This is a genomic window from Citrobacter sp. MGH110 (genome assembly GCF_001037515.1).
In the GTDB taxonomy this organism is placed as follows: domain Bacteria; phylum Pseudomonadota; class Gammaproteobacteria; order Enterobacterales; family Enterobacteriaceae; genus Citrobacter; species Citrobacter portucalensis.
In genome coordinates this window covers 3104362-3127613 of the sequence record NZ_KQ089830.1, presented here as the reverse complement: position 1 = coordinate 3127613, position 23252 = coordinate 3104362, and the positions used below count along the sequence as shown (strand labels likewise).

Below are 23252 nucleotides of genomic sequence, written 5' to 3'. Positions count from 1 at the left end.
GAATGACTACACGCTATTTTTCGTCACTTATTGAACAATCGTTGTCTCGTTCTACAGAAGCAACGCTGAGTATCATGGGGGTCACAAACCCGCAGTTGCGTGAACACCTCGCGCAGCAAATGGGCGCCGATTGTGGGGAGTCTGGCTCATTTCTTGCTGCACCGGTATTCCAGCAAATGTTTGGCTGGAAAGAGTCAAATAACACGATGCGCAGCCTGACTGAAGGCAAGGCATTACTAAGTAAAGCCGTTGTTGATTCGCTTGATGCTCAGAACAATGGTCGCTACCGTTTTGGTGCTGACTGGAAACCTTTCACTCACCAACTGGCCAGTTGGAAGGCTTTACTGGAAGAGAAACATTCCGTGGTGGTGACAAGTGGTACGGGTTCAGGCAAAACGGAATGTTTTATGGTGCCGGTGCTGGAAGATCTCTACCGGGAACTGCATGAAAATGGCAACAATCCGCTGGTTGGTGTCAGAGCCCTTTTCCTCTATCCACTTAACGCGCTGATTAATTCACAGCGTGAGCGCCTGGATGCATGGACACGAGGTTTTGGCACCGGGATCCGATACTGCCTCTATAACGGTAATACTGAAAATCTCCACGCTGCGGTAAAAAGTGAGCAGATAAAAAGGCCGAATGAAGTGCTCTCGCGTGAAAAGATGCGTGAAGAACCTGCTCCGATTCTGGTGACCAACGGCACAATGCTGGAATATATGATGGTACGCCAAGTCGACGCCCCGATTATTCAGCAATCCAAAGCACAAAAGTCACTACGTTGGATAGTACTGGATGAAGCGCATACCTATGTCGGTTCGCAGGCCGCTGAACTGGCGCTACAGTTACGTCGCGTGATGACGGCATTTGGCGTGACGCCCGATGATGTGCGTTTCGTGGCAACATCTGCAACTATTGCCGGAGGCGATGCCGAAAAACAGCTGAAAAAATTCCTCTCTGAATTATCCGGTATACCGCAGGAGCGTATTGACGTACTGGACGGAACCCGGGTGATTCCGAAACTAGAACCGTGCAAACACGTTTATATTCCGTTAGAAGAAATTGAGCAAATCCCTGATACAGACATGAAGGGCGTAAGCCCAGAGCGCTTTGAGGCACTTACACATTCACCTGAAGCGCATTACTTGCGTGAGATGTTAGTCACTCAGCCGGATCCAATGAAGCTGGATACGATGACGCAGCGGTTGAATACGCTGACCAGGCAACATTATAGCCAGCAGGATGTGCTGCGCTGGATCGATGTTTGCTCCGGCACTCAACCTAATACTAAAGATCCGGCATTTCTGAAGGTAAGAGCGCATATCTTCCAGCGCAACACCCAGGGTGTGTGGGCTTGCGTTGATAAAGAGTGCAGAAAAAAGCACGGCACTCCGCTGGAAAAGGGCTGGCCCTTTGGCTATGTGTATGTGAATCAACGGCAAAATTGTGACTGCGGAAGCCCGATCTACGAACTGGCATTCTGTAATGAATGTAACGAGCCACATCTTTTGGCGCGGGACAAAAAGGGCAAACTGGTCCAATGGGAAAATAAAGGCGGCGATGAGTTCTCGTTGCAGGATGATACGCATGTTGAATATGACGGCGTAGAAGATAAAGTCGAGAAAGAGAGTACTTTCCAGCCCCCGCTTATTATTGCCGCAGAAAAGACCAGTGAGATGGGGTATACCATCCAAAGGCTGGATCGCCAGACGCGTCGTATTGGCGTGGGTAGTAATGACAGTATCCCGTTAGTTATTAATGATATTGAGCAAGTTTGCAGCGCCAGTGGCTGTGGCTACAGAGGGACGAGCGGGAAACAACCCTTCCGTCGCGCTTTATTGGGGGGGCCATTTTATGTCACCAACATTGTGCCCACCGTTCTGGAGTATTGTCAGGACTTTATTAGTGAAGAAGGAAAAGAGGGCGTCGGACCTGATTCGCTACCAGGTCGAGGCCGTCGACTGATTACCTTTACCGATAGCCGGCAAGGAACGGCCCGAATGGCGGTGCGCATGCAGCAGGAAGCTGAGCGCAGTCGTTTACGCGGCAGCGTGGTGGAAATCCTGAGCTGGCATCAACGAACGCAGACTACTGTCACACCGAATGCCAGTGCCGATCTTGAAAAGTTATCCGCGAGGGCAAAACAGGCCCGAAATGAGGCAGAAGAATATAGAAGCTGGGGAATGCCGGAACAAGCAAAACTGGCAGAAGCGCAAGCTGAACAGCTTGAACAGGCTATTCAGGTTGCGACCGGTGGCAAAGCAGCAACTGTTCTGCTGTCCCGGACCTGGACGGAAATGGTTAATGAACTTAAAGAGAAGGCTGATATTCGCGGTCCGATTCTACAATATAACCACTATCTGAAGCCTGAGATTTTCAATGAAAACGGAGGCCCGCTGAAGCTTTCAGAAATGTTGCTTTTCCGGGAGTTCATGCGTCGCCCTAAACGAACTAACAGTCTGGAAACGCAAGGGCTAGTCCAGGTTGGTTATCAGGGGCTGGAGAAAATAATTAAACTCCCGGTGCACTGGCATGAAAAAGGGCTGACGGAGGGCGACTGGCAGGATTTTCTTAAGGTTACGCTGGATTTATACGTTCGTGAAAGCAACTTCACGCAACTGGACGATGAATTGAAAAACTGGATTGGTAGTCGTTTTTCATCGAAATTCGTCCGTAACCCGGAAACGAAAGATCCTGAAGATAATCAGAACAAACGCTGGCCGCAAATCCGTAATGGCAACTTATCCCATCGTTTAGTGAAGTTGTTGATGCTGGGAGCGGGTTTCAAAACAGCAAATACGGCGACGATTGATATTATCAACGCGTGGCTGAAAGAAGCATGGAATCAACTTACCGGGCCACTTGCCGTACTGAAGCCTGATGGTAACCGTTTCTATCTGCCAAAAGAGCACCTGACTTTTTCTTTAATCACGGATGGCTGGATTTGCCCGGTAACCAATAAAATTCTGGATACCACCTTTAAAGGCTTAACCCCTTATCTGCCAACCCATATTTCGTTTGAACATCTTAGCCAGGTGCAGTTCGACACGTTTATCGCGCAAAAGGTCACCATGCCGGAAATCTGGAAGCTGGACCGTTCGCAAGAAGACTACGCGGCAGGTCTGGCGAAAGTACGTGACTGGGTCAGCAAGGAGCCGCTGATCGCGCAATTACGTTCGGAAAACGTCTGGACGGATATCAACGATCGTGTTGTGGAAGGAGGCTTCTATTACCGCACGGCTGAGCACTCAGCCCAGCAATCATCGGAACGTCTGCAAAGCTACGAAAAGATGTTCAAGAATGGGCAACTGAATGTTCTCAACTGTTCTACCACCATGGAAATGGGGGTTGATATTGGCGGTATTACTGCCGTGGTGATGAACAACGTACCGCCGCATCCGGCCAACTATTTACAGCGTGCAGGGCGGGCCGGGCGTAGTAAGGAATCGCGAGCGATCTCTTATACGCTATGTAAAGGGAACCCGCATGACCAGCAGGTTTTTGCCAATCCGCTGTGGCCGTTTGAAACCATGATCCCGGCCCCGATGGTGGCGATGAATTCTGCCCGGCTGGTACAACGCCACGTCAATGCCTTATTACTGTCCGACTTCTTATGCAACGTTATTGGTGAAACGGAGAAAGAAAAAACCAGCCTCGACAGTCTCTGGTTTTTTGGTGAGGACGACGGGCAGTCAAAATGTGAGCGCTTTAAAGTCTGGCTGGAGCGCCCGGTTCTTGATATCGACGCGGCGCTGGAACGGCTGGTGAAAGGTACGGCGCTGCATGGAGCCAGACCCGACCTGCTGCGGGATAAAACCATTAACGCGATTACTTTCCTGCAACAGCGATGGCTTTCCGTCTATCGCGATCTTGTGGCTCAAGAGCGCGAATCACAGCCGCAAACGCCTTATCGCAAGCGTATCGAACTGGAGAAAAAACGGCACTGTGGCGAGTATTTGTTGCGCGATCTGGCAGCCAGAACCTTCCTGCCTGGTTATGGCTTCCCGACGGATGTGGTGACGTTTGATAACTTCACTATGGAGGACTATATCCGTGAAAAATCGCGGAAAAGCCGGGATAAAAAAGATCGCGAAGATAACGTGTCACGCTACAAAGGGCTGCCCTCCCGAAACCTGGGAGTCGCCATCCGGGAATATGCGCCAGGCGCAGAGATCATTCTTGATGGTCGGGTCTTCCGCTCCGCCGGTGTCTCGCTGCACTGGCACAATATTAACGCTGATACCAATGAGGCCCAGCGTCTGGATTGCGCCTGGCGCTGCCACAAATGCGGTACGATTGGCTATAAAGAGGGGATGAGCAACTCCGGGACGCTCTATTGCACCAACAGCGCGTGTGGTGAAAAAATTATCACTGAAAATCGCCGTCAGGTGCTGCAGCCTGCCGGATTTGTGACCGATGCGCATGCACCGGTGACCAACAATATTGAAACCATGAAATTCATCCCGGTGGTCCCTGCATGGGTATTTGTTAAAGCCGAACCAATGCCGTTGCCTAACCCAATAATGGGATATATGACCTCTGGTGCTGACGGGCATGTCTTCCAGCAAAGCCTGGGAGAAGGTGGGCATGGTTACGCGTTATGTCTGAGCTGTGGTCGTGCAGAGTCGATGTTGAATGCTAACGACGCACCGAAGAGTATGGAAGCACACTACCCACCGCGCCCGGGAAAATCGGATCGCGATAGCCAGAATCAACGTCTAATTTGTCCCGGTTCGACGGCGCTTATGAAGAACGTCACGCTGGGGGCTTTGGCGCGAACGGATGTCTTTGAAATGGTACTACGCAAGCCGCAAAACGGTGAATATCTGCCGGATAACACTGAAGAGGGGCGGGTTGTCGCCATGACCCTTGCAGTTGCGCTGCGTCAGGCGCTGGCGGGTGTTCTGGGTATCTCTGCCGCAGAGCTGGGCTACGCTGTGCGTCCGGTCCGGTTGGAGGACGGGCAATCGGTATTAGCCGTTCAGCTGTATGATGTGATCAGTGGTGGGGCTGGTTTTGCCTCCAGTGCGCCATTGCATATTGAGTCTATTCTGCAGGGAATGGTCAAACAGCTAGGGTGTCATCATTGTGATACCTCCTGCAGTGAATGCCTGCTCGACTCCCAGACTCGCCACGATCACGATTTACTGGACCGAAAAGCGGCACTGGCCTGGCTTGGGGATGACTTCGTCTACTATGTTGGTTTGCCGGATACGGAGACATTCTCGCTGCCGGATGCCCGCTACTGCCCGGGAGCCATTAGCGACACCCTTCGCCGGGCGATTAACGAAGGAGCTGAAAAACTCACGCTGTGGATGAACGGGCCGCTCAATGAGTGGGATCTCTATGCCCGCCAATTCCGGGCGGCTATTCAGAACTACCGGGTAAAAGATAACGTTGCGGTTGATCTCGTCATCCCGGCAGGCGTCGATGACCCTGAACTGATGCACGAGCTTTCGCAGTTTACTGCTCTGGGTGTACGGTTGTGTCATAGCGAACAGGCTCCGGACCTGCCGATTGTGGCACAAATCGCCTTTGCCGATCGGGTCATGACGCTGGCTTCACGCAGCCAGCAGGCAACGATCCCTGGACCGGGCTGGCATCTGAATGACGAACTGGTTGTTCGCAGCCTCGGCTATAAAACGGTAAAACTGAACGAGTTTGTTCTGCCGGGGAAAGCCACGAGCGCGGTTGAACGCGTCAAAGATATTGCGATCCATAAAGAGCTGAACGGCCCGCTTTCGTTGTTCGGACAACGCTTCTGGGACGTGCTGTTTAACGACCATGAAGAGGCGCAGTCGCTGATGAAAAATCAGCGGATCATCGGCGTTCACTATACCGATCGCTATCTGCAAAACCCGGTTGCGCTGGTGCTGCTGGCGGCGTTATTGAAACCGCTGAAGCCGTTACTGACTGAGGAAGCTAAGGTGGCGATTGATACATTATTCAAACCTAAAGATCGCGCCGGTAACCGGCCTTTCCATGACTGGATGAGCGACGCGGATTTTCAGGATTTCGCCGACCAGTGGTTTGCCGCGGCAATGGGCAGGGCGGTAGCGCTAAGAGTATTCGATTCGCTGCGCGACATTCCCCACCATCGTAAACTGACGGTGACATTTGAGAATGGTCAGGTATTAAAGATTCGTTTTGATCAGGGGATGGGCTACTGGCGTATCAACTTTGCATCGAAATGGTATTACTTTGACTTCAGCGATGACGTTTCCTTTCAGTTAGGCAATATGGCGCTGGCCTGTCAGGATGGCAAGGTGCTTAACAGCGAAGAAAGCTGGGCAACGGATGTGCTGGTGGAGGTGATGGCAGCGTAAGGGACACCGCTCCCGACTCGCTGTCGGGAGCGGTGTGCGTCAGGTGGTACGTTTACCGGTAATCACGTCGATAAATTCCTGTACCTGCCGCTGCTTACGGGCGGACAGCTTACAGACCCGACGCAGCGACTGTAGCAAGGCGGGCTCTTCCGGCTGCGGTAGCGTTGCCGTTAACACGATACAGCCAGCCATCACTTTGACATCGAATCTGGTACCGGTGGTAAAACCGGCGGCGGCCAGCCACTGGCCTTTCATAATAATCGACGGAACATGGGTGTAATCCGGATAACGACTCGCATAACTGACAGTACCCATACGGTTATTTGCGGGCAGGACTTCTGGATCGCACGGATCTGCAATAGAATGCTCGGTAGTCATAATGGCTATTCCTGATAAATAGTGATTGTGATGAGCGATATGGCCGTGTTCCCGCACGGCCATATCGCGCTAAATACCTGTACATATCATCAGTAAATAAAAGAAAAGTCCAGCTGAAAATAGACTGTAATGGGAATGTTCAGGAATAAACTGGATATATTTTTGATGGTTATGATTGCGGGAAAATAATATACACAAAATCATTCGAGTTGCATCAAGGCGGCAAGAGAACGAGTCCCCAGGAGCGTATATAAATACGTGACTGGGGTGAGCGAACGCTGCCAACGCCGAGGCAACTTGAAGGATGAAGTGTAAAAAAGCGCACCGGTGAGGTGCGCTTGAAATAAGCGTCAGGCTTTTTTACGCGAGGTTTTTTTACCGCCGCTGGCGGCGCGTTCGGCCTTGATTTTCTCCAGCAAGGCGGCGGCGCTGTTTTCACCGCTGATGAGATCCGGGTTTTCCGCACGCCACTGGGCGGTAAGCTCGCCGCGGAAGGCTTTTGCCAGGATCGACTGGGTGAGGCTGTTGACGCGGGTTAGGGCGCTGTTGACCTGTTTTTCGATGGTGTCGGCGTAGGCGAAGAGTTGTTCGATGCGGCGGACGATTTCAGCTTGTTCTTGGAGTGGTGGTATATTTACGATAGCTTGTTTAACCAATTCACTTCTAATGTTTTGGACGACCCCACCCACAGCTAAACTTGAGAACTGTGTTTGGAGTTGTGATGACGACAACAGGTAATAAAAATAGTTCTTATCGATATTTTCAGGTAGGCGTAAAATAAACCATCCATCATGAACATAACCTTCTATTTCAACTATGTATGCCCTGCCAAGAGACATTGAATTTGAAAGTATAAAATCACCAGGAGTTACTTTTCTGGATTTCTTAGAGCCTTCTCTTGTTATTCTTTCTTTAGTTGAACGTATATATTTCTCGCCTTCTTTTGTATCGCCAATTTTTATCCAGTTAACACCATTCTCATCGGTGGTGATATAATCTTTAATTGGTCTTGGCGAACTGCCTCGATCTATAGTTACCAATTCTCCAAGAGTGTAAGATTTCCATATAGTTTGTAAATCAGTTAATTTTCTCCATTTATCTGTCAACCTACCACTAATAGCAGCAGTCAAAATAGCCTGACGAAAACGTTTCAGGATTTGCGGGATTTGCTCAAGACGTGCTTTGGTGCTGTCTACCTGCGCCAGCAGCGTATCGAGTTTTTCGGCGATGATTTTTTGTTCTGATATTGGCGGGAATTTAAATGGTGCCTGGGAAAATTTGCTCTTATTAACAATTGCAATCGTAGTTGCTGCTGATTGAGACTCTAACCATGGTTTCAATGTCAAAATTTGATAATAAATAAATTTAACATTTAGCTTTTCTGACGGGATCAATGCATTTATTTGTTGATTAGATGCTGATCTTATAGTGGTAATTCCAACTTTTCCTAAGTTTCCAATGCAGGTAACAACGATTGAATTGGTTGGGAGTGTTGGAACAAGAGCTAACCCTTTCTCCGTCAAAGTATCGGCGGTTACCGTGATATAACCACCGAGATCAAGATCGCCTGGTTTGATAAAAGGGATATCGCCTCCAAAATTAGAAGGTTCCTTAGTACTGGGCGTTTTCCCAGTGACGATATGACCTAATGCAGATAATTCACACTCTACCCACCCCTCCGGCAATTTCCCACCACTCATGCCTTCACCTCACCAAACGCTTCACTCAGTAACTGGCGTTGCGCATCCGCCTCATCCCCCGCGCCCAGCTCGCGCATCAGCGCATCCAGCTCGCTCAGCGCCTGCACCAGCTCGCCCATCGCTTCTGCGGCTAACACGTCCGGCTCCGGCAGGCTGTCGGCGTCAATGCTGTCCTTATCCTTCAGCCAGGAGATATCCAGCGAATCGGATTTTGCCGTGCGGATCCACTCGCGGCTGAACTTGCGCCAGCGGCTGGTGGCCTGGTGCTGGTCGGTGTTTTTGTTCTCTTCGCTGTCGGCGACTTCGCTCTCTTCGGCGTTAAAGCTCCATTCACCTTCGGTACGCGGGCTTAAACCGTGTGGGTCTTCGCCGTAGACGGTTTCAAACGGCTGCAGGTGCTGCTCGGTAAACGGCGTGCGCTTGCCGAAGCTCGGCATATTGGTCCGCAGATCATACACCCACACGTCATCGGTGCAGTTTTTATCCTGATGCGGATTGGCGACCGTGCCTTTGGTAAAGAACAGCACGTTGGTTTTAACGCCCTGCGCGTAAAAGATGCCGGTCGGCAGGCGCAGGATGGTGTGCAGATGGCATTTGTCCATCAGGTCGCGACGAATATCGGTGCCCTTGCCGCCTTCAAACAGCACGTTATCCGGCACCACCACCGCTGCACGGCCGCCGGGGCGCAGGGTTTCGATAATATGCTGCATAAAGCACAGCTGTTTGTTGCTGGTCGGGTGGACGAAAGTGCGGGTGATGTTGGTGCCCGCGGCGCTGCCAAACGGGGGGTTGGTGGCGACGATATCGGCCTGCGGTAAATTCTCGCCGTCGCTGCCCAAGGTGTTGCCCAGACGGATAGCGCCGCCGTGGTCGAGGTTGCCTTCAATATCGTGCAGCAGACAGTTCATCAGCGCCAGACGACGGGTGCCGGGCACCAGTTCGAGGCCGATAAACGCGCGGTGGATCTGGAAATCCTGGGTATCGCCGTCAAGGTCATCCAGATCGTTAGTCTGTGATTTCACGTAACGGTCGGCCTCAATCAGGAAGCCCGCGGTCCCGGCTGCCGGATCCTGCACCACTTCACGCGGCTGCGGCTTCAGCAGATGGATAATGGTTTTGATCAGCGGACGCGGGGTGAAGTACTGGCCCGCGCCGGATTTGGTTTCGTTGGCGTTCTTCTGCAGCAGCCCTTCGTACATATCGCCGAAGTCATCGCGGGACTTGCCGTGGTTGCCATTGTACCAGTCCAGCGCGTCCATATAGCTGACCAGTTCAGTCAGCTGTTTAGGCTGTTCAATGGTGGTGCTGACATTATGGAATACCGCCTGCACCAGCTTTTTCTCATCTGAGCCTAACTGAACCAGCAGGTTACGGTAGAACTGCATCTGATCCTGACCAATACGGGATTTCAGGTCATCCCAGCGGTAGCCTTCCGGCAGGTAGTCCGCTTCCTGGCCGGTTTCTTTACACATTTTCAAAAACAGCAGCGAGGCGAGTTCATTGACGTAGTTTTGATAGGAGACGCCGCCGTCGCGCAGGTTGTCGCACAGTTTCCACAGCTTGGCGACCAGATCGTTATTGTTCATTGAAGATCCCATTTGACATGGCGACCACCATTGTGGGTCGCAAAAGTGATTGAGCGTTTCAAATGCCTGATGGCGCTTCGCTTATCAGGCCTACACGTAACCCTGTAGGTCGGATAAGGCATCGCCGCCATCCGGCGAAAACGGGGATGATACCCTCTTAAGCCAGTTCGTCCCAGATGTAATCGCTGAACTTATCCAGCACGCTGTCGAGGTTGTCGTCAAAGGTGCGTTGTAACATTGGCTTACCGCCGCGGCGGTGGAAATTGCCGGTTTTGAACACGTCGTCGTCGAGCACCACTTTCTCTTTTAGCGCCTGCGCTAAACGGTCGAGCCAGCTTAGCTGTTCGTCGCTCCAGTCGTTCTCGCCTTTGATACGCGCCAGCGCGTGGTCGACACGTTCGTCGAACGGTTTGAGCGCATCGCCCACCGCCGCACGACGGATATGGCCAATCAGCCTGGCGGCGATATCCTGATTGCGCGTTGCTTTCCACGCGCTGCGCAGGGAGGACTCTTCAAAATGCTGGCGGTCAAACCACTCCTGCAATTCCACCAGCCCTTTACGGGTGAGGTCGCGCGGGCGATTGATCACCGCCTGCAGCGCCGGCTGGGCGTTAGGAGCGTGTTGCACCAGCGCATCGAAGGCTTCGAGGAAATCCTGCGGCGTGTCGTAATCGCCGTACAGCGATTTGACGCTTACCACCTCATCGTCAATATCGAGGAAAATAGGGGCCTCGCGCAGGGCGTTGATATCGGTTTTAAGCCTTTCGAGGCGGGCGATAAAGCCGGGAAGCTTATTGAAAATCTCGGCGCTCCAGTGCGGCCCTTTTTCCCGCAGGCGTGAGGCCAGGCCGCCGAAGTTAACGCCCGCGGCATCCAGGCATAGCTCGTCCAGGCGGCGGACCTGCTTATCCACCGTTTCGCTGCGATCGCGGTTATAGGTGGCGAGGCCGATGATTCGCTGCAGCTTGGCGACCAGCTGTTCATGGCTGTGTTCGGCAAAACTGCGGCCATCCGCTTCGATGGTTTTGTAGGTTTCTGAGTCGGTAATTTCGTTGACCAGCGTTTGCAGTTCCACCTGCGGACGCACAACCACCGGACGCATGGTGTCGACGCTTTCCAGCGAGTTGTAGATATCGACGCAGTCGAAAATCTTAAAGCTGGTTTTCCCTACTGACGGGCACAGACGCGTGGCGCGCCCCTTCATCTGCTCGTAGAGAATGCGGCTTTTGACTTTGCGCAGGAACACAATATTACAGATAGACGGAATATCCACGCCGGTGGTCAGCAGATCGACGGTGACCACGATATTCGGCAGCCGCTCTTTGTTGAAGCGGACGATCATGCTTTGCACTTTCTTCGCGTCTTTATCGGCGTCACCAGTGATCTTGATGATCGCGTCGTGTTCCAGCTGCGGGTACTTTTTCTTAAACGCGGTGCGCAGCTCGTCCACCACCATATCGGCATGGGCGTTGGTGACGCAGAACACCAGCGTTTTTTGCTGCCCGGTGGGATCCAGGTATTTGGTCAGCTCACCGCATACCGCGCGGTTAAACGCCGGGATCACCAGGCCACGGTTAAAATCAGCGACCTCAAAATCCTGATCGTCAGCCAATGTGTCGTTGATCAGCTCGCCCTGCGGGTTCAGGCGTTCCACCTGTTCACCCTCGGAAAGATAGACCCCATCCTGCGCGTTGCGGGTGACGATCTGAATCGGCGGATCCTGGTCAATCAAGTAGCCGTCGATCACCGCCGTACGGTAGGTGTAGCGGTAAACCGGCTCGCCGAAAATATCAACCGTGTGCAGCGCTGGCGTGGCGGTCAGGGCAATTTTTACCGCATCGAAGTGATCGAGAATGCGACGGTAGGCGGAAACGTAATCCAGCTGACTGCGGAACTGCAGCTCGCCTTCGGTCTGCTCTTTATCGAGAATGTAGCCGCGGTGCGCTTCATCGACGACGATACAGTCGTAGCGGCCGACCGGCATCGGTTCATCAGATTGCAGCGTGCGTTTGACCAGTGACTGCACCGTGGCGACGTGAATTTTGGTGCTGTCTTCCGGGAATTTGTCGGTCAAGCCTTTGATATCAAAAATGCTGTTAAAGGTATCGCCGTTAATGCGTGTGTCTTCAAACGACCCCAGCGCCTGCTCGCCGAGCGAGCGACGGTCGACCAGGAACAGAACGCGTTTGAAACGCTGCGACTGGATCAGGCGGAACATCAGGGCGATGGCGGTACGGGTTTTACCGGTACCGGTCGCCATCGCCAGCAGAATTTCTTGCTGGCCGTTAACGATAGCCTTTTCTACTGCACGGACGGCATCTTCCTGGTAATAGCGCAGGCCGAGTTCGCTCATTCCGGGGTTTTCAGCAAACCACTGGTTTTGTTTCTGCGGGTCGCTGCCCAGCATATCCAGCAGCTCTTCCGGGCGATGCCATTCCGGCAGCGCTTTTGACATGTTGGTGGTGTGGCGGACGTCGCGATACCAGATGCCGCTTTTGGTCTTCATCGCCGCGCGGTATTCGCGCCCGTTGGTGGAGTAGCAGAAAGGGATTTTAAAGCGCTGTTTACCGCTGGTGTCCTGCCAGCTGATTTCATACTCGGGTACGGCTTCGTGTACGTCGTCGGGAGCGTAGTGCTCCAGCAGCGTGTCGCGTAAGAAGGCGTTATCGAAGTATTTGCTGTAGCGGTAAGATTCATTGAGCTTGCTGGGCACATCGGTATTTTTGCGTTTTGCTTCAACGACGGCGATGGGCTTCAGGCCAACGAACAGCACGTAATCGGCAAAGCCTGTTTTTCCCGTTTCATCTGTACCCGTCGGCCATTCGGCAATCGCTTTATTGACGCCGGGTTCCGGGCGAGCGCCTTTGGCAAAGCGCAGCGTTTTACTGTCGGCCTGCCAGCCTGCTTTACGCAACTGGGCATCGATCAGGAAGCGACTCTCTTCTTCGCTGAGATTCAGAGTGCGTTTGATCGCCTGATCGGTGATCTCTTTGTGATAGGCCTTACGTTCCTGTTCGGTTTGTTTCGCCAGTTCGGCATCTTTTGCCGCAAGCTGTGCCTCCAGCGCGGCCAGACGCGCTTTGGTCTGGGCTTCGGTTTCCTGCTGTTTGCCCTCAAGGATGGCAATGTAGCCGTTGAGCGCAACCAGTCTTTGCTGCTGAGCTTCCAGCTCTGCCTGGCTGTGTACTTTTTCCAGTGCCTGCTGCTCCAGCTGTTGTTTGAGCGTGAGAACCTCGGCGTGGTAGCGATCCTCGCCGTGCTCGGGCATCACAAACGTTGGCACCAGGAAATCGTAATCTTTGGTCACCAGCCTGTAGTACCAAACGGCAAGACGGAATCCGAGGCGCAGACACATCTGGGCATCATCGAGATCATTATGGTATTCGTGAACGGCCTGATTACCGATACGGCGCAGCTTATGGAAAACGGAAAGAATGCTGTCGTCAATGAAGGCGATTTTGCCCAGCTCACGCAGCAGGTCGTGCTGGTTTTCGCAGGGAGGAATATCCAGTAATAGCCCCAGATGTTTGGCCGTAGCTTCGCCAAACATGCGCATTTTTACCAGTGTCGTATTCGGGTCGTCGGGGTAGTTGTTTTCCGCCGCGCAGGCAATGGCGTAAGTGAAATCGTTTACGCCTTTCAGGAAATCGAAGTTGGATTTGTTCATGCACGTTCCGCGTTCAGGCCAGCCTTTGGGATGCTGACGTATTAGGATAATCCGTTAATGGAGGAGGCATCAGTGCATGCTACCTCTCTCCAGTTGTACATTCAATCGTCAGAATTTAATGTAACTCACTATTTTGTAAGTATGTTATCAACTTCCTGCCCCACTTATTGTTCTGTGTTTAACAGGCAGTACTCACTTGTTCCTGTTTTTGTGCTTTTTCATTAAGGTTTTTAATGCCTCAATAGTAAGTGAGGGTTTTTGTCTGTGGATCATGGCATGGCAATTGGGGCAGACAGGACGAAGGTCTTTTACGGGATCCAGTTTGTAGCGCTCTCCAATATCAGACAGCGGTGTAATATGGTGGACGTGAATATAATCCTTCCCGATTTCACCATATGTTTCCTCAAAATCCATATTGCACACGCTGCACTGACAGCCGTAATGATCTATGCATTTGTCTCTTGCCGTTTTACTACGTTCGTATTTGTTAACTTTGATTTGCTTTACGGCACCTTCGTAAAAGGTTTCTGGAACATCATCTGGATAATCGATATTTAATCGGGTGGAAAGCGATTCTGCCTTTTTGATGCCATCTGGCGTGAGCTTCCAGACACCAAGGCCTGATTCTTTTGCATTGTGGAGATACTTGTAGTCAACAAGCTTTTTCCTTGCCCATTGGACCATGTTGTTCCATTGAGGGCGATTAGTATCATCAGGGAGTAACATGTTCATTTCTTCGTTTGTCAGGCCGAACTCCTTGCCCAACGGCTCGTAACATGAGGAGGAACTTACTTCTCCCCCTCTGGTGTAAATATTTAAAAGCAGGGGGATTTCTATTTCTTTATAACTTGGAAACGACATGTTGATCACCATCAATGGATTAATATTTTTATGTCCTGAAAACTTCTTGTTGATGCCACTCAATAAATTTGTCTTGAGGATAGTCCTCTTTATTTTTTGGAAGATGAATCTGAACTCCTGAAAAGTCCCAAAATAGCCTGGAGACAATATTACTGCCATTTACTGCAGACGAAATTCGTACTCGCATACTCTCATCCAGCCCAATCGAACCTTTATCAAAGGCTTTATGATGAATTGCACACAGCGCCAGGCCGTTCGAAATCTCGCACGGACCGCCGTGCTGTTTCCATTTGATATGGGCGGCTTCCAGGGCAACCGAAGTGCTGTCGTGGCGCATATTGAAGCCACAAATGGCGCATTCATAGTTATAGGCACGCAGAACCTGCTGGCGGAACAATGGGTCCCGCTGTTTGCGGATTTGCAGGATATCAAACCCCAGTTCATCCGCGATCTCTTCCTGGATGCTTTCGGTGAAGTGAGTCTCGAGAATTTGCTGTGCCAGGGTGTTAATGAGGTTGTTGCTCTTTTTCAGCAGGGCAAAATGTTGTTCATCAAAGCCTCCGGCAACGTTATGCGCCACCAGTTCTCCGGCAGGGGGCTGTTTGCTGCTGCCGGATGTTGAGCAATGCTCGGAGTTTTGTAGCTCCCAGAACCCATCTCCCTGTAAGCGCCAGAAGGGCATATCGGGGCGGTACTGCGCGCGCTGTGGCCCAAATCGCTCCAGCAGGCTATGCAACGGGTCGCGAACTTCTGACCCGTAGTCAAACAGGCGACCGTGACCCTGCTGATACCCCGCCAGCACATGAAGCAGCAGCAGAGGCTTGTGCGGCGCACGCTGCTCGCCTTTACGCCAGATGGTGATGTCGGCAATTGCCTGTTGCAGGGATTTACTGGAAGTCATTGATTTCATTTTTTGGTAAATAATTGCGATGATGCTCGCAAAATATCACTTAATCAAGCGTTGCTGTGTCTATTTCGGCCAACACTAAAAACAATATTCATTATCGAATTCGCAGATTAAATAAAACACTTTTTTCGCCATATTATTTTTAAGTTATTCATGCTCATTCATAGGGGGGGTATAAAAAACCTTGCTTTAGTAAGTGTTATTTGTCTAACTATACGAAAAGAAAAGGTTATTTCCTGGGGTGTTATGCTGGTTTCTGCTTGTTAATAAAAGCAATATCGGTAATTTGAAGTGTTGGGTTTATCATATTTTAAACATGCATGACATTCCCTTTATATATTTGAATGTTTGGCAGAAATAGGACGCTCGGTTCCCAATACACAGAGCGAAATAGATATGGGTGAAGATAAAAATTATTCCCTTTGACGAAAAGGTCTACGGATACACCACATCAAAAAAGGCGCCAGTGGGCGCCTTTATACCTGACCATCACCCCTCTGGCTTTGCGAGATGGATAAGCGTGTCGACACGCGCGGGGGAGAGCGGTTCGCGCGGCTGCGGCAGCGGCCAGCCGTACAGCCAGCGGGCGCTGGTGGCGCAGACTTTTCCCTGACAAGCCCCCATTCCACAGCGTGAGGCGAGCTTTGCCGCCAGCCAGCTTTCGGCGTTTTGCACGTCGCCACAACGAATATCCTCACAACGGCAGAGCAGCGTATCCGCGGTGGTCGCGGCTTTTAGCGACTCCGGTAGCGCAAACGTCGTATGCAACGCCTGGGCAAAACGCTGCCAGCGGGCGCGTGCGGAGATGGCGCTTTGGGCCTTTTGCGGACAACTTGCGGCGGCATAGCCGGCAATTTCTCCCTCGGCTAACGCCAGCTCGCTGCCGCCAAAGCCGGTGCATTCTCCTGCCGCATAGATGTCCTGCACACTGGTGCGTTGCTCCGCATCGACCCAAATAGCCTGATTTTCTGTTTTGCAGCCAAAGATTGCGCCAGGTTCTGTATTAGGTACCAGCCCATAGCCAATGGCCAGCCTGTCGCAGGCGATCTCCCGGGTTTGCCCCTGGTGGCGCACGGTCACTGACTGCAGACAGGTATCACCCTGCGCTTGGATGACCTGGCTTGCCGGATGATAGCGGGCTGGAAAGAGCTCGCCGAACTGACGCAATTTTTCAGGCCAGCGCCATAGCCCGGTTGCGAAACGGGCCAGTGCGCTCATCGGGGCCTGTTCGATGATGGCGACAATATTCCCGCCAGCGCGTTTCACCGTACTGGCGACCGCCAGCAGAAGAGGACCGCTGCCTGCAATGACCACGCGTTCCCCCTTGAGTTGTAGGCCGTGTTTTATCTGCGCCTGCAGGCCTCCGGCCCCCGTCACATTGGGTAGTGTCCAGCCGGGAAAAGGCAGCGAGAGTTCTCTGGCGCCGCAGCATAAAATCAGCCGCTGCCAGCGGATTTCGCCGCAGTCGTCTGCGGTTTCGAAGACTACGGAATGTGGGTTGGGGCGGGCAATCAGCCGGGCACCGCTCAGCAGTGTGATGTTGGGATGTTCCGCCACCGCCTGACGAAGCCGTCTGGCGTGCCGGGGGAGTGAGACCTGCGGCCCGTCGCGCCAGATTTGCCCGCCGGGGCGCGGGTTATCATCAAGGATTATCACTGATTTTCCACAGCGTGCGGCAGCCAGTGCCGCCGACAATCCGGCTGGCCCTGCGCCAAGGATCAGGATCTCACAGTCAACGCTTTGCATGATGGCTCCTTTCAATCACCATTTCAGGCTGGCATTCCGTCTGGCAGGCCAGCACTCGGTGTCCGTTCACCGTGACGCGGCACTCCTGACACACCCCCATTCCGCAGAAGGGCGCGCGCAGTTGACCACTCACCGAACGACGGGTCACGCCGTTGCCCACCAGGACCAGTGCTGCTGCAATACTCATTCCGACGGGAACCTCACAGGTCTGGCCGTCGATAATTACGTTCAGGGTCGTCATGCGATGGCCTCCTGCTTGTGCAGGCGAGCGGGAAGCCAGGCATCCGGGGACACCGCCGGGCGCTCGCCAAGGATCTGGGCGCAAAGTAACTCGGCGGTTGCTGGCGCGGTTGTGACGCCGAGTCCTTCATGTCCCAGCGCCAGCCAGATACCCGGACGCGCAGGATGTGGGCCAATCAGCGGGTTACCGTCAGCCGATGCCGCGCGAAAACCGCTCCAGCAACGGATGATATTTAGCGTCTCCAGAGAGGGTAAAAAATGGCGCGCTCGCGCCAGCATCTGTGCCAACAGGGGGAGATCAACCTCGCGGTAGGTGTTATCAAACTGGCGGGAGGAGCCAATCAGCAACTGTCCGGTGGGGCGTGGCTGAATGTTAAATGCCACTGAGGTGCCGCCTGCATGGGCGCTGGCACCGTATCCCAACTCTACCAGCTGGTGGCTGAGCAAGGGGCCGTAGCGGTCGGTGATCGCCAACTGGCCTTTTTTGGGTATGAGCCAGTTTTCACCCAGCAGCATATTGGCACCCAGACCGCTGGCGATGACGATGGCGCGTGCACGCAGTCGTTTACCGCTGTGTAGGGTGACGTAAGGGGCATCAACAGAGAGGGCGCTATCCCGAAGATGCGTTAAATTGGCATCGTTAATAAACCAGCGGGCGACGTTTGGGGCGTAAACTATCCCGTCGCCGGGGACCCACAGCCCGCCAGTGAGTCCGGTGGTGAGCAGCGGTTCGCGCGCGGCAAGCCGATCGCGGGTCTGCATTTCGCTGACAACCTGGTATTGTGCCATTCGTTGTTTCTTTTCTTCTGCCAGCGCAAGCTCTTGCGGCGTTTCCGCCAGCCACAGCGTGCCGCATCCGCGCCAGGCACAGCTTTCCGGCATCCGGGGCGTCAGTTTGCGCCAGCTCTCCAGAGACCAGGCAGAGAGTGCGAGCTCCGCAGGATCGTCATCCATGCACACCAGGTGACCCATACCCGCCGCCGTCGCGCCCGCATTGCCGTCATCGACCAGCGTGACTCGCTGTCCGCGAGCGGCCAGTTGCCAGGCGCAGGCGGCCCCGATAATCCCGGCACCGATGACGATGACGTCACTTTCGATCACAGCGAGATCCCCCAGCAGAACGGATCTTCAGGATTGAGGATCAGCTTGTTATCACCACAGACCCATGCCTCTCCGCGGATCGTCGGAACGATCTTGTCGCCATGCGGCACGAAATGCGCCGTAAATTCGCTGCCGATGATGCTCGCCTGCCGCCAGGATTCTCCGGATTTGAGTTTTCCGTCCTCAGCCAGACAGGCCAGCTTAGCGCTGGTGCCGGTGCCGCAGGGCGATCGATCCCAGGCTTTACCGGGGCAGAGTACAAAGCTGCGGCTGTCCGCGCGATCATCTTCTGCAAACAGTTCGATGTGATCGATAATGCCGTCATGTTCGCCACGGATGCCTGCACGATCTAACCCTTCACGGATTGCCCATGCGTACTCCGTCAATTCAGGGATCTTTTCCGGCGAGACCGCGAACGGATGATCGTTGACGAGGAAGAACCAGTTGCCACCCCAGGCGATATCACCCGTTACCGTACCGTGGATGGTTTCAACCTGTACCTGCTTACGCCAGCGGTAGGCCGGCACGTTTTCGACCGAGACGCTGCCGTCTTCGTGCAGCGTGGCGGTCACATCGCCCACCGGCGTTTCAATCAGATGTTTACCGGGCTGAATGCGCCCAAGCCATGCCAGCGAGGCAATCAGCCCGATGGTGCCGTGACCGCACATGTTCAGAAAGCCGCAGTTGTTAAAGAAGATGACTCCCGCCGTGGCCTGTGGCGAAACTGGCTCACAGAGCAATGCACCGACCAGAACGTCGTTACCGCGCGGCTCAAGAATAATGGCTTTACGCCAGTCGTCGTAGTCGCGGGAAAAACGCTCGCGACGCTCGCTCATGTTCCCCGCTCCCAGATCCGGAAAGCCGTCGATGACCAAGCGAGTGGGTTCACCGCCGGTGTGAGAATCAATCACTCTCAGTTCACTGTACTGTGCTGTCATAGGATCTCCGGGAAGTTAATTTTTTGTTGCTAAATGCTGACGCAAGCCCTGCGTCCCGGCTTGATCGCTTTCGTCACCGTAAATGACGAAATCAGCATAATGGCCGCTGTCATCGTTAAGGCGATATCATATTTATTTGTTATTAATCATTTTGTTAGTGGTGTGGTAAACCAAAAAAGGCAACCGCGCCAGTGGCTGGAAAAGGGGAAATTATAAATCTACGGCAGGATCGCAAAACGCAGTAAGGATGCTTGCTGAGTTAACAAAAAGTTAATAAATATTCAGATCACTAATCGGGAGGAAGCGTGATGTCCTGTGTGATTAATGATGTGCGGGCCCCGTCGCCGGTGCCTGAAGTGGCTGAACTTAGCCAGATATGTGAGGGGTTGGCGCGTCAGCGTCCGGACAATATCCAGACGTTGCTCCATGCGATGGCATTGATTGCGCCGCTGCTCAATGCTATTCCGAATGTGGTCTTTTTTATCAAAGATGTGCAGGCCCGCTATTTGATGGTCAATATGACCCTGGCACGACGCTGCGGGTTTAAGACGGTCGTTTCTCTGCTGGGTAAAACCTCTGCTGATGTTTTCCCTTCAGCGCTTGGGCTGGGCTATACCGAGCAGGATATGCGGGTGCTGCGCGAAGGGGTAACGCTGCGCGATCAGCTGGAAATGCATCTCTACAACGGTCGTGAACGCGGCTGGTGTTTGACCCAGAAGCTGGCGCTGCGGGATGCGCAGGGCCAGGTCATCGGTATGGCGGGGATTTCACATGATCTGCAGGAAGCGCAGGCGCGTCACCCGGCGTGGCAGCGACTGGCGATCGTCGACGATCATATCCGCAACCATTATCACCGTCCCATCGCGATGGAAGAACTAACCGCCCTGAGTGGCATGTCGGTGGCGCAAATTGAGCGCTACTGTAAGCGTATTTTTCATCTCACACCGCGCCAGATGATCCACAAAGTTCGGCTGGAAAAAGCTACCGAACTGCTGGCGGGCGATACGCCGATTACCGATATTGCGTTGCAGTGCGGTTATACCGATCACAGCGCGTTTAGCCGCCAGTTTAAGGCGATGACGGGCTCTACGCCGCGTGATTTTCGCATTACGCTTGCCGGGTAAGACACACTCACTGTGCTAATTTCGTCATCAAAGAGGAAGAAAACCACCAAGCAGTCGGTCGCCTGAAACGTCAATCTGTCAGTGAATATTCACCATTCATTCACTTTAAATTAACAAATTGACGACAAGGAACCGAACATGAGCAAGAAAGCCATTCACTGGAGCGGTGTATTCCCGGCAGTCAGCACCCAGTTTCGTAGCGATTATTCCCTGGATCTGGATGCCACCCATACGGTGATGAAAAACCTGGTCAAGGATGGTGTTTCTGGCCTGGTGGTGTGCGGCAGCGTGGGGGAGAACACCTCTCTGACCACGCAGGAAAAGCTGCAGATCATCGAAGTAGCGAAAGATGCAGCGGGCGGTCAGATCCCAGTCATTGCGGGGGTGGCCGAATTCACCACTGCGTTTGCACAGAAGATGGCGAAAGAGGCAGAGCGCGTGGGCGTCGACGGTATTATGGTGATGCCTGCGCTGGTGTATTCCTCAAAACCGCATGAAACAGCGGCCCACTTCCGCAGTGTGGCTACGGCTACCGACCTGCCTATCATGGTGTACAACAACCCGCCGATTTACAAAAACGACGTGACGCCGGATATCCTGGCGACGCTTGCCGACTGCGACAACATCGTCTGCTTCAAAGACTCCTCCGGCGATACCCGCCGTTTTATCGACCTGCGTAACTCTGTTGGCGACCGCTTTGTGCTGTTCGCTGGGCTGGATGATGTGGTGGTCGAGAGCATTGCCGTTGGGGCGGAAGGCTGGATCTCCGGAATGTCGAACGCCTTCCCGCGTGAAGGGGAGACGTTGTTCCGCCTGGCGAAACAACAGCGTTATGAGGAAGCGATGGCGCTTTACCGCTGGTTTATGCCGTTGCTGCATCTGGATGCGCGCCCGGATCTGGTGCAGTGCATCAAGCTCTGTGAAGAATTGCTGGGGCGTGGCAGCGCCATTACCCGTCCACCGCGTCTGGCGCTGGAAGGGGATACCCGTGCGCAAGTGGTGGCGATTGTTGAGAAGGCGCTGGCGACCCGTCCACAGCTGCCGGATGTTGGCCTTTAAGTAAAGGAGTGATGATGACGCTACCTCTCTCTGTTTCGGGTCAGCAGTTTATCGCCGGACGCCGCGTGGCAAGCGGTGAGGCGACGCTGCCAAGCCTGCGTGCCGCTGACGGCAAGCTGACCGGATACTATTTTTACCCGGCCTCTCATGAGGAGGCCGCCGCCGCGGCGGAGGCGGCTGACCAGGCGTTTCCTGTCTATTCACAGACAGCGCCAGACGTGCGTGCCCGCTTTCTCGACACCCTTGCCGACGAGCTGGATTTGCTCGGCGAGGATTTTTTCGCCATAGCCCACCAGGAAACGGCACTGCCGCTGGCGCGGTTACAGGGAGAGCGCACCCGTACCAGTAATCAGCTGCGCATGTTTGCCGGGGTGCTGCGTCGGGGCGATGCCTTTGGCGTACGCATTGATACCGCACTCCCTGACCGCCAGCCCCTGCCACGTCCGGATCTGCGTCAGTATCTGACCGCGCTTGGCCCGGTGGCGGTGTTCGGGGCCAGCAATTTTCCGCTGGCCTTTTCTACGGCGGGAGGCGATACCGCATCCGCGCTGGCGGCGGGTTGTCCGGTGGTGGTGAAAGCCCATCCCGGACATATGGCGACGGCGGAATTGACTGCCCAGGCGATTGTGCGTGCGGTCACGGCATCTGGCCTGCCTGCGGGCGTTTTTAACATGATTTTCGGCACCGATATTGGCGCGGATCTGGTTCGCCATCCGGCAATTCAGGCGGTGGGTTTTACCGGTTCGCTGCGCGGCGGTAAGGCGCTCTGGCAGCTGGCGCAGCAGCGTCCGCAGCCGATCCCCGTCTTTGCGGAAATGTCGGCCATTAACCCGCTGATTATTCTGCCGCAGGCTGTCGCCACGCGGGCAGAAACGCTGGCCAATGAGCTGGTGTCCTCTTTCACTTTGGGGTGTGGGCAGTTTTGTACCAAGCCGGGGCTGATCCTTGTCTTACGCGGCGAGGGTATGTCCCGCTTCACGCAGGCGCTGAAGGTCGCGGTTGACCAGGCTCCGGCACAGATCATGCTGAATGCCCCGACGCTTGCCCATTATGAAGAGGGGGTCAGCGCGCTTGAGGCACATCCGCATATTCAGCGCTTGGCAGGGTCTGATGAATCGGTTATCGGCCGCGCGCAGGCCCGGTTGTATCAGGCTCCGGCTTCGCTGCTGCTGGCACAGGATCCACTGCTACAGCAGGAGGTGTTTGGCCCGCTGGCGGTGTTGGTCGAGGTGGCCGATGAGGCGGAGTTGCAGTCCATTTTGCGCGTGATTCCGGGCCAACTGACGGCTACTGTGCACGCCGAATCTGATGATGGGCCGCTGGCGCAGCGCCTGCTGCCAGCCCTCACTGAAAAAGCGGGACGCGTTTTGTTTAACGGTTATCCAACCGGTGTCGAGGTTTGTGATGCCATGGTGCACGGTGGTCCGTGGCCTGCCACCACCGATGCTCGCGGTACCTCGGTAGGGACGCAATCCATCGACCGTTTTTTACGCCCGGTATGCCTGCAAAATGTGCCTGCCGCGCTGCTTCCGCCTGCTGTCCAGGATGACAACCCTCTGAACCTGCTGCGCCTGATTAACGGGCAGTGGACCCGGGAAGCCATTTCCCCCTCTGTTGACTGA

14 protein-coding genes are annotated in these 23252 nt (G+C 53.9%); 4 read left to right on the top strand and 10 right to left on the bottom strand.

Annotation, left to right across the window (positions count from 1 at the left end; all coding sequences use genetic code 11):
• Positions 1-2: 2 nt before the first annotated feature.
• Positions 3-6323, top strand: coding sequence for a DEAD/DEAH box helicase (locus SK38_RS14680; RefSeq protein WP_048236219.1), 6321 nt, complete (start codon positions 3-5; stop codon positions 6321-6323).
• A gap of 39 nt (positions 6324-6362) precedes the next feature.
• On the opposite strand, the gene symE is transcribed toward SK38_RS14680, so the two are convergent.
• From symE to SK38_RS14630, 10 genes are all read right to left on the bottom strand, one after another.
• Entirely contained in the window at positions 6363-6701 is a 339-nt protein-coding gene (gene symE, locus SK38_RS14675) for an endoribonuclease SymE (protein ID WP_048236218.1), read from the bottom strand.
• Positions 6702-7051: 350 nt separating this feature from the next.
• The gene (locus SK38_RS14670; protein ID WP_048236217.1) at positions 7052-8401 is read right to left on the bottom strand and encodes a restriction endonuclease subunit S; all 1350 of its coding nucleotides are present in this window, start codon (positions 8399-8401) and stop codon (positions 7052-7054) included.
• Positions 8398-9987: a type I restriction-modification system methyltransferase gene (gene hsdM, locus SK38_RS14665; protein WP_048236216.1), complete on the bottom strand. Its 1590-nt coding sequence runs from the start codon at positions 9985-9987 to the stop codon at positions 8398-8400. Before hsdM ends, SK38_RS14670 begins: the two co-directional genes overlap by 4 nt.
• A gap of 157 nt (positions 9988-10144) precedes the next feature.
• The gene (gene hsdR, locus SK38_RS14660) at positions 10145-13654 is read right to left on the bottom strand and encodes a type I restriction-modification system endonuclease (protein WP_048236215.1); all 3510 of its coding nucleotides are present in this window, start codon (positions 13652-13654) and stop codon (positions 10145-10147) included.
• Between the two features lie 192 nt (positions 13655-13846).
• Positions 13847-14515, bottom strand: coding sequence for a winged helix-turn-helix domain-containing protein (locus SK38_RS14655; RefSeq protein WP_075553063.1), 669 nt, complete (start codon positions 14513-14515; stop codon positions 13847-13849).
• A 28-nt stretch (positions 14516-14543) separates the two neighbouring features.
• Positions 14544-15416, bottom strand: coding sequence for a phosphorothioated DNA-binding restriction endonuclease (locus SK38_RS14650; RefSeq protein WP_048236213.1), 873 nt, complete (start codon positions 15414-15416; stop codon positions 14544-14546).
• Positions 15417-15911: 495 nt separating this feature from the next.
• A complete protein-coding gene (locus SK38_RS14645; RefSeq protein ID WP_048236212.1) occupies positions 15912-17168 on the bottom strand; it encodes an NAD(P)/FAD-dependent oxidoreductase in 1257 nt (418 codons plus the stop codon).
• A complete protein-coding gene (locus tag SK38_RS14640; RefSeq protein ID WP_048227173.1) occupies positions 17155-17409 on the bottom strand; it encodes a (2Fe-2S)-binding protein in 255 nt (84 codons plus the stop codon). The genes SK38_RS14645 and SK38_RS14640 overlap by 14 nt, the downstream gene beginning before the upstream one ends.
• Complete coding sequence (locus tag SK38_RS14635) at positions 17406-18509, bottom strand: NAD(P)/FAD-dependent oxidoreductase (RefSeq protein WP_048236211.1); 1104 nt, start codon at positions 18507-18509, stop codon at positions 17406-17408. Before SK38_RS14635 ends, SK38_RS14640 begins: the two co-directional genes overlap by 4 nt.
• Complete coding sequence (locus tag SK38_RS14630) at positions 18506-19447, bottom strand: 4-hydroxyproline epimerase (protein WP_048236210.1); 942 nt, start codon at positions 19445-19447, stop codon at positions 18506-18508. Before SK38_RS14630 ends, SK38_RS14635 begins: the two co-directional genes overlap by 4 nt.
• Before the next feature lie 308 nt (positions 19448-19755).
• On the opposite strand from SK38_RS14630, the gene SK38_RS14620 reads away from it, so the two are divergent.
• From SK38_RS14620 to SK38_RS14610, 3 genes are all read left to right on the top strand, one after another.
• Positions 19756-20571: an AraC family transcriptional regulator gene (locus SK38_RS14620; protein ID WP_008786078.1), complete on the top strand. Its 816-nt coding sequence runs from the start codon at positions 19756-19758 to the stop codon at positions 20569-20571.
• A 138-nt stretch (positions 20572-20709) separates the two neighbouring features.
• The gene (locus SK38_RS14615) at positions 20710-21630 is read left to right on the top strand and encodes a dihydrodipicolinate synthase family protein (protein WP_003830108.1); all 921 of its coding nucleotides are present in this window, start codon (positions 20710-20712) and stop codon (positions 21628-21630) included.
• Between the two features lie 14 nt (positions 21631-21644).
• A complete protein-coding gene (locus tag SK38_RS14610; protein WP_048236209.1) occupies positions 21645-23252 on the top strand; it encodes an aldehyde dehydrogenase (NADP(+)) in 1608 nt (535 codons plus the stop codon).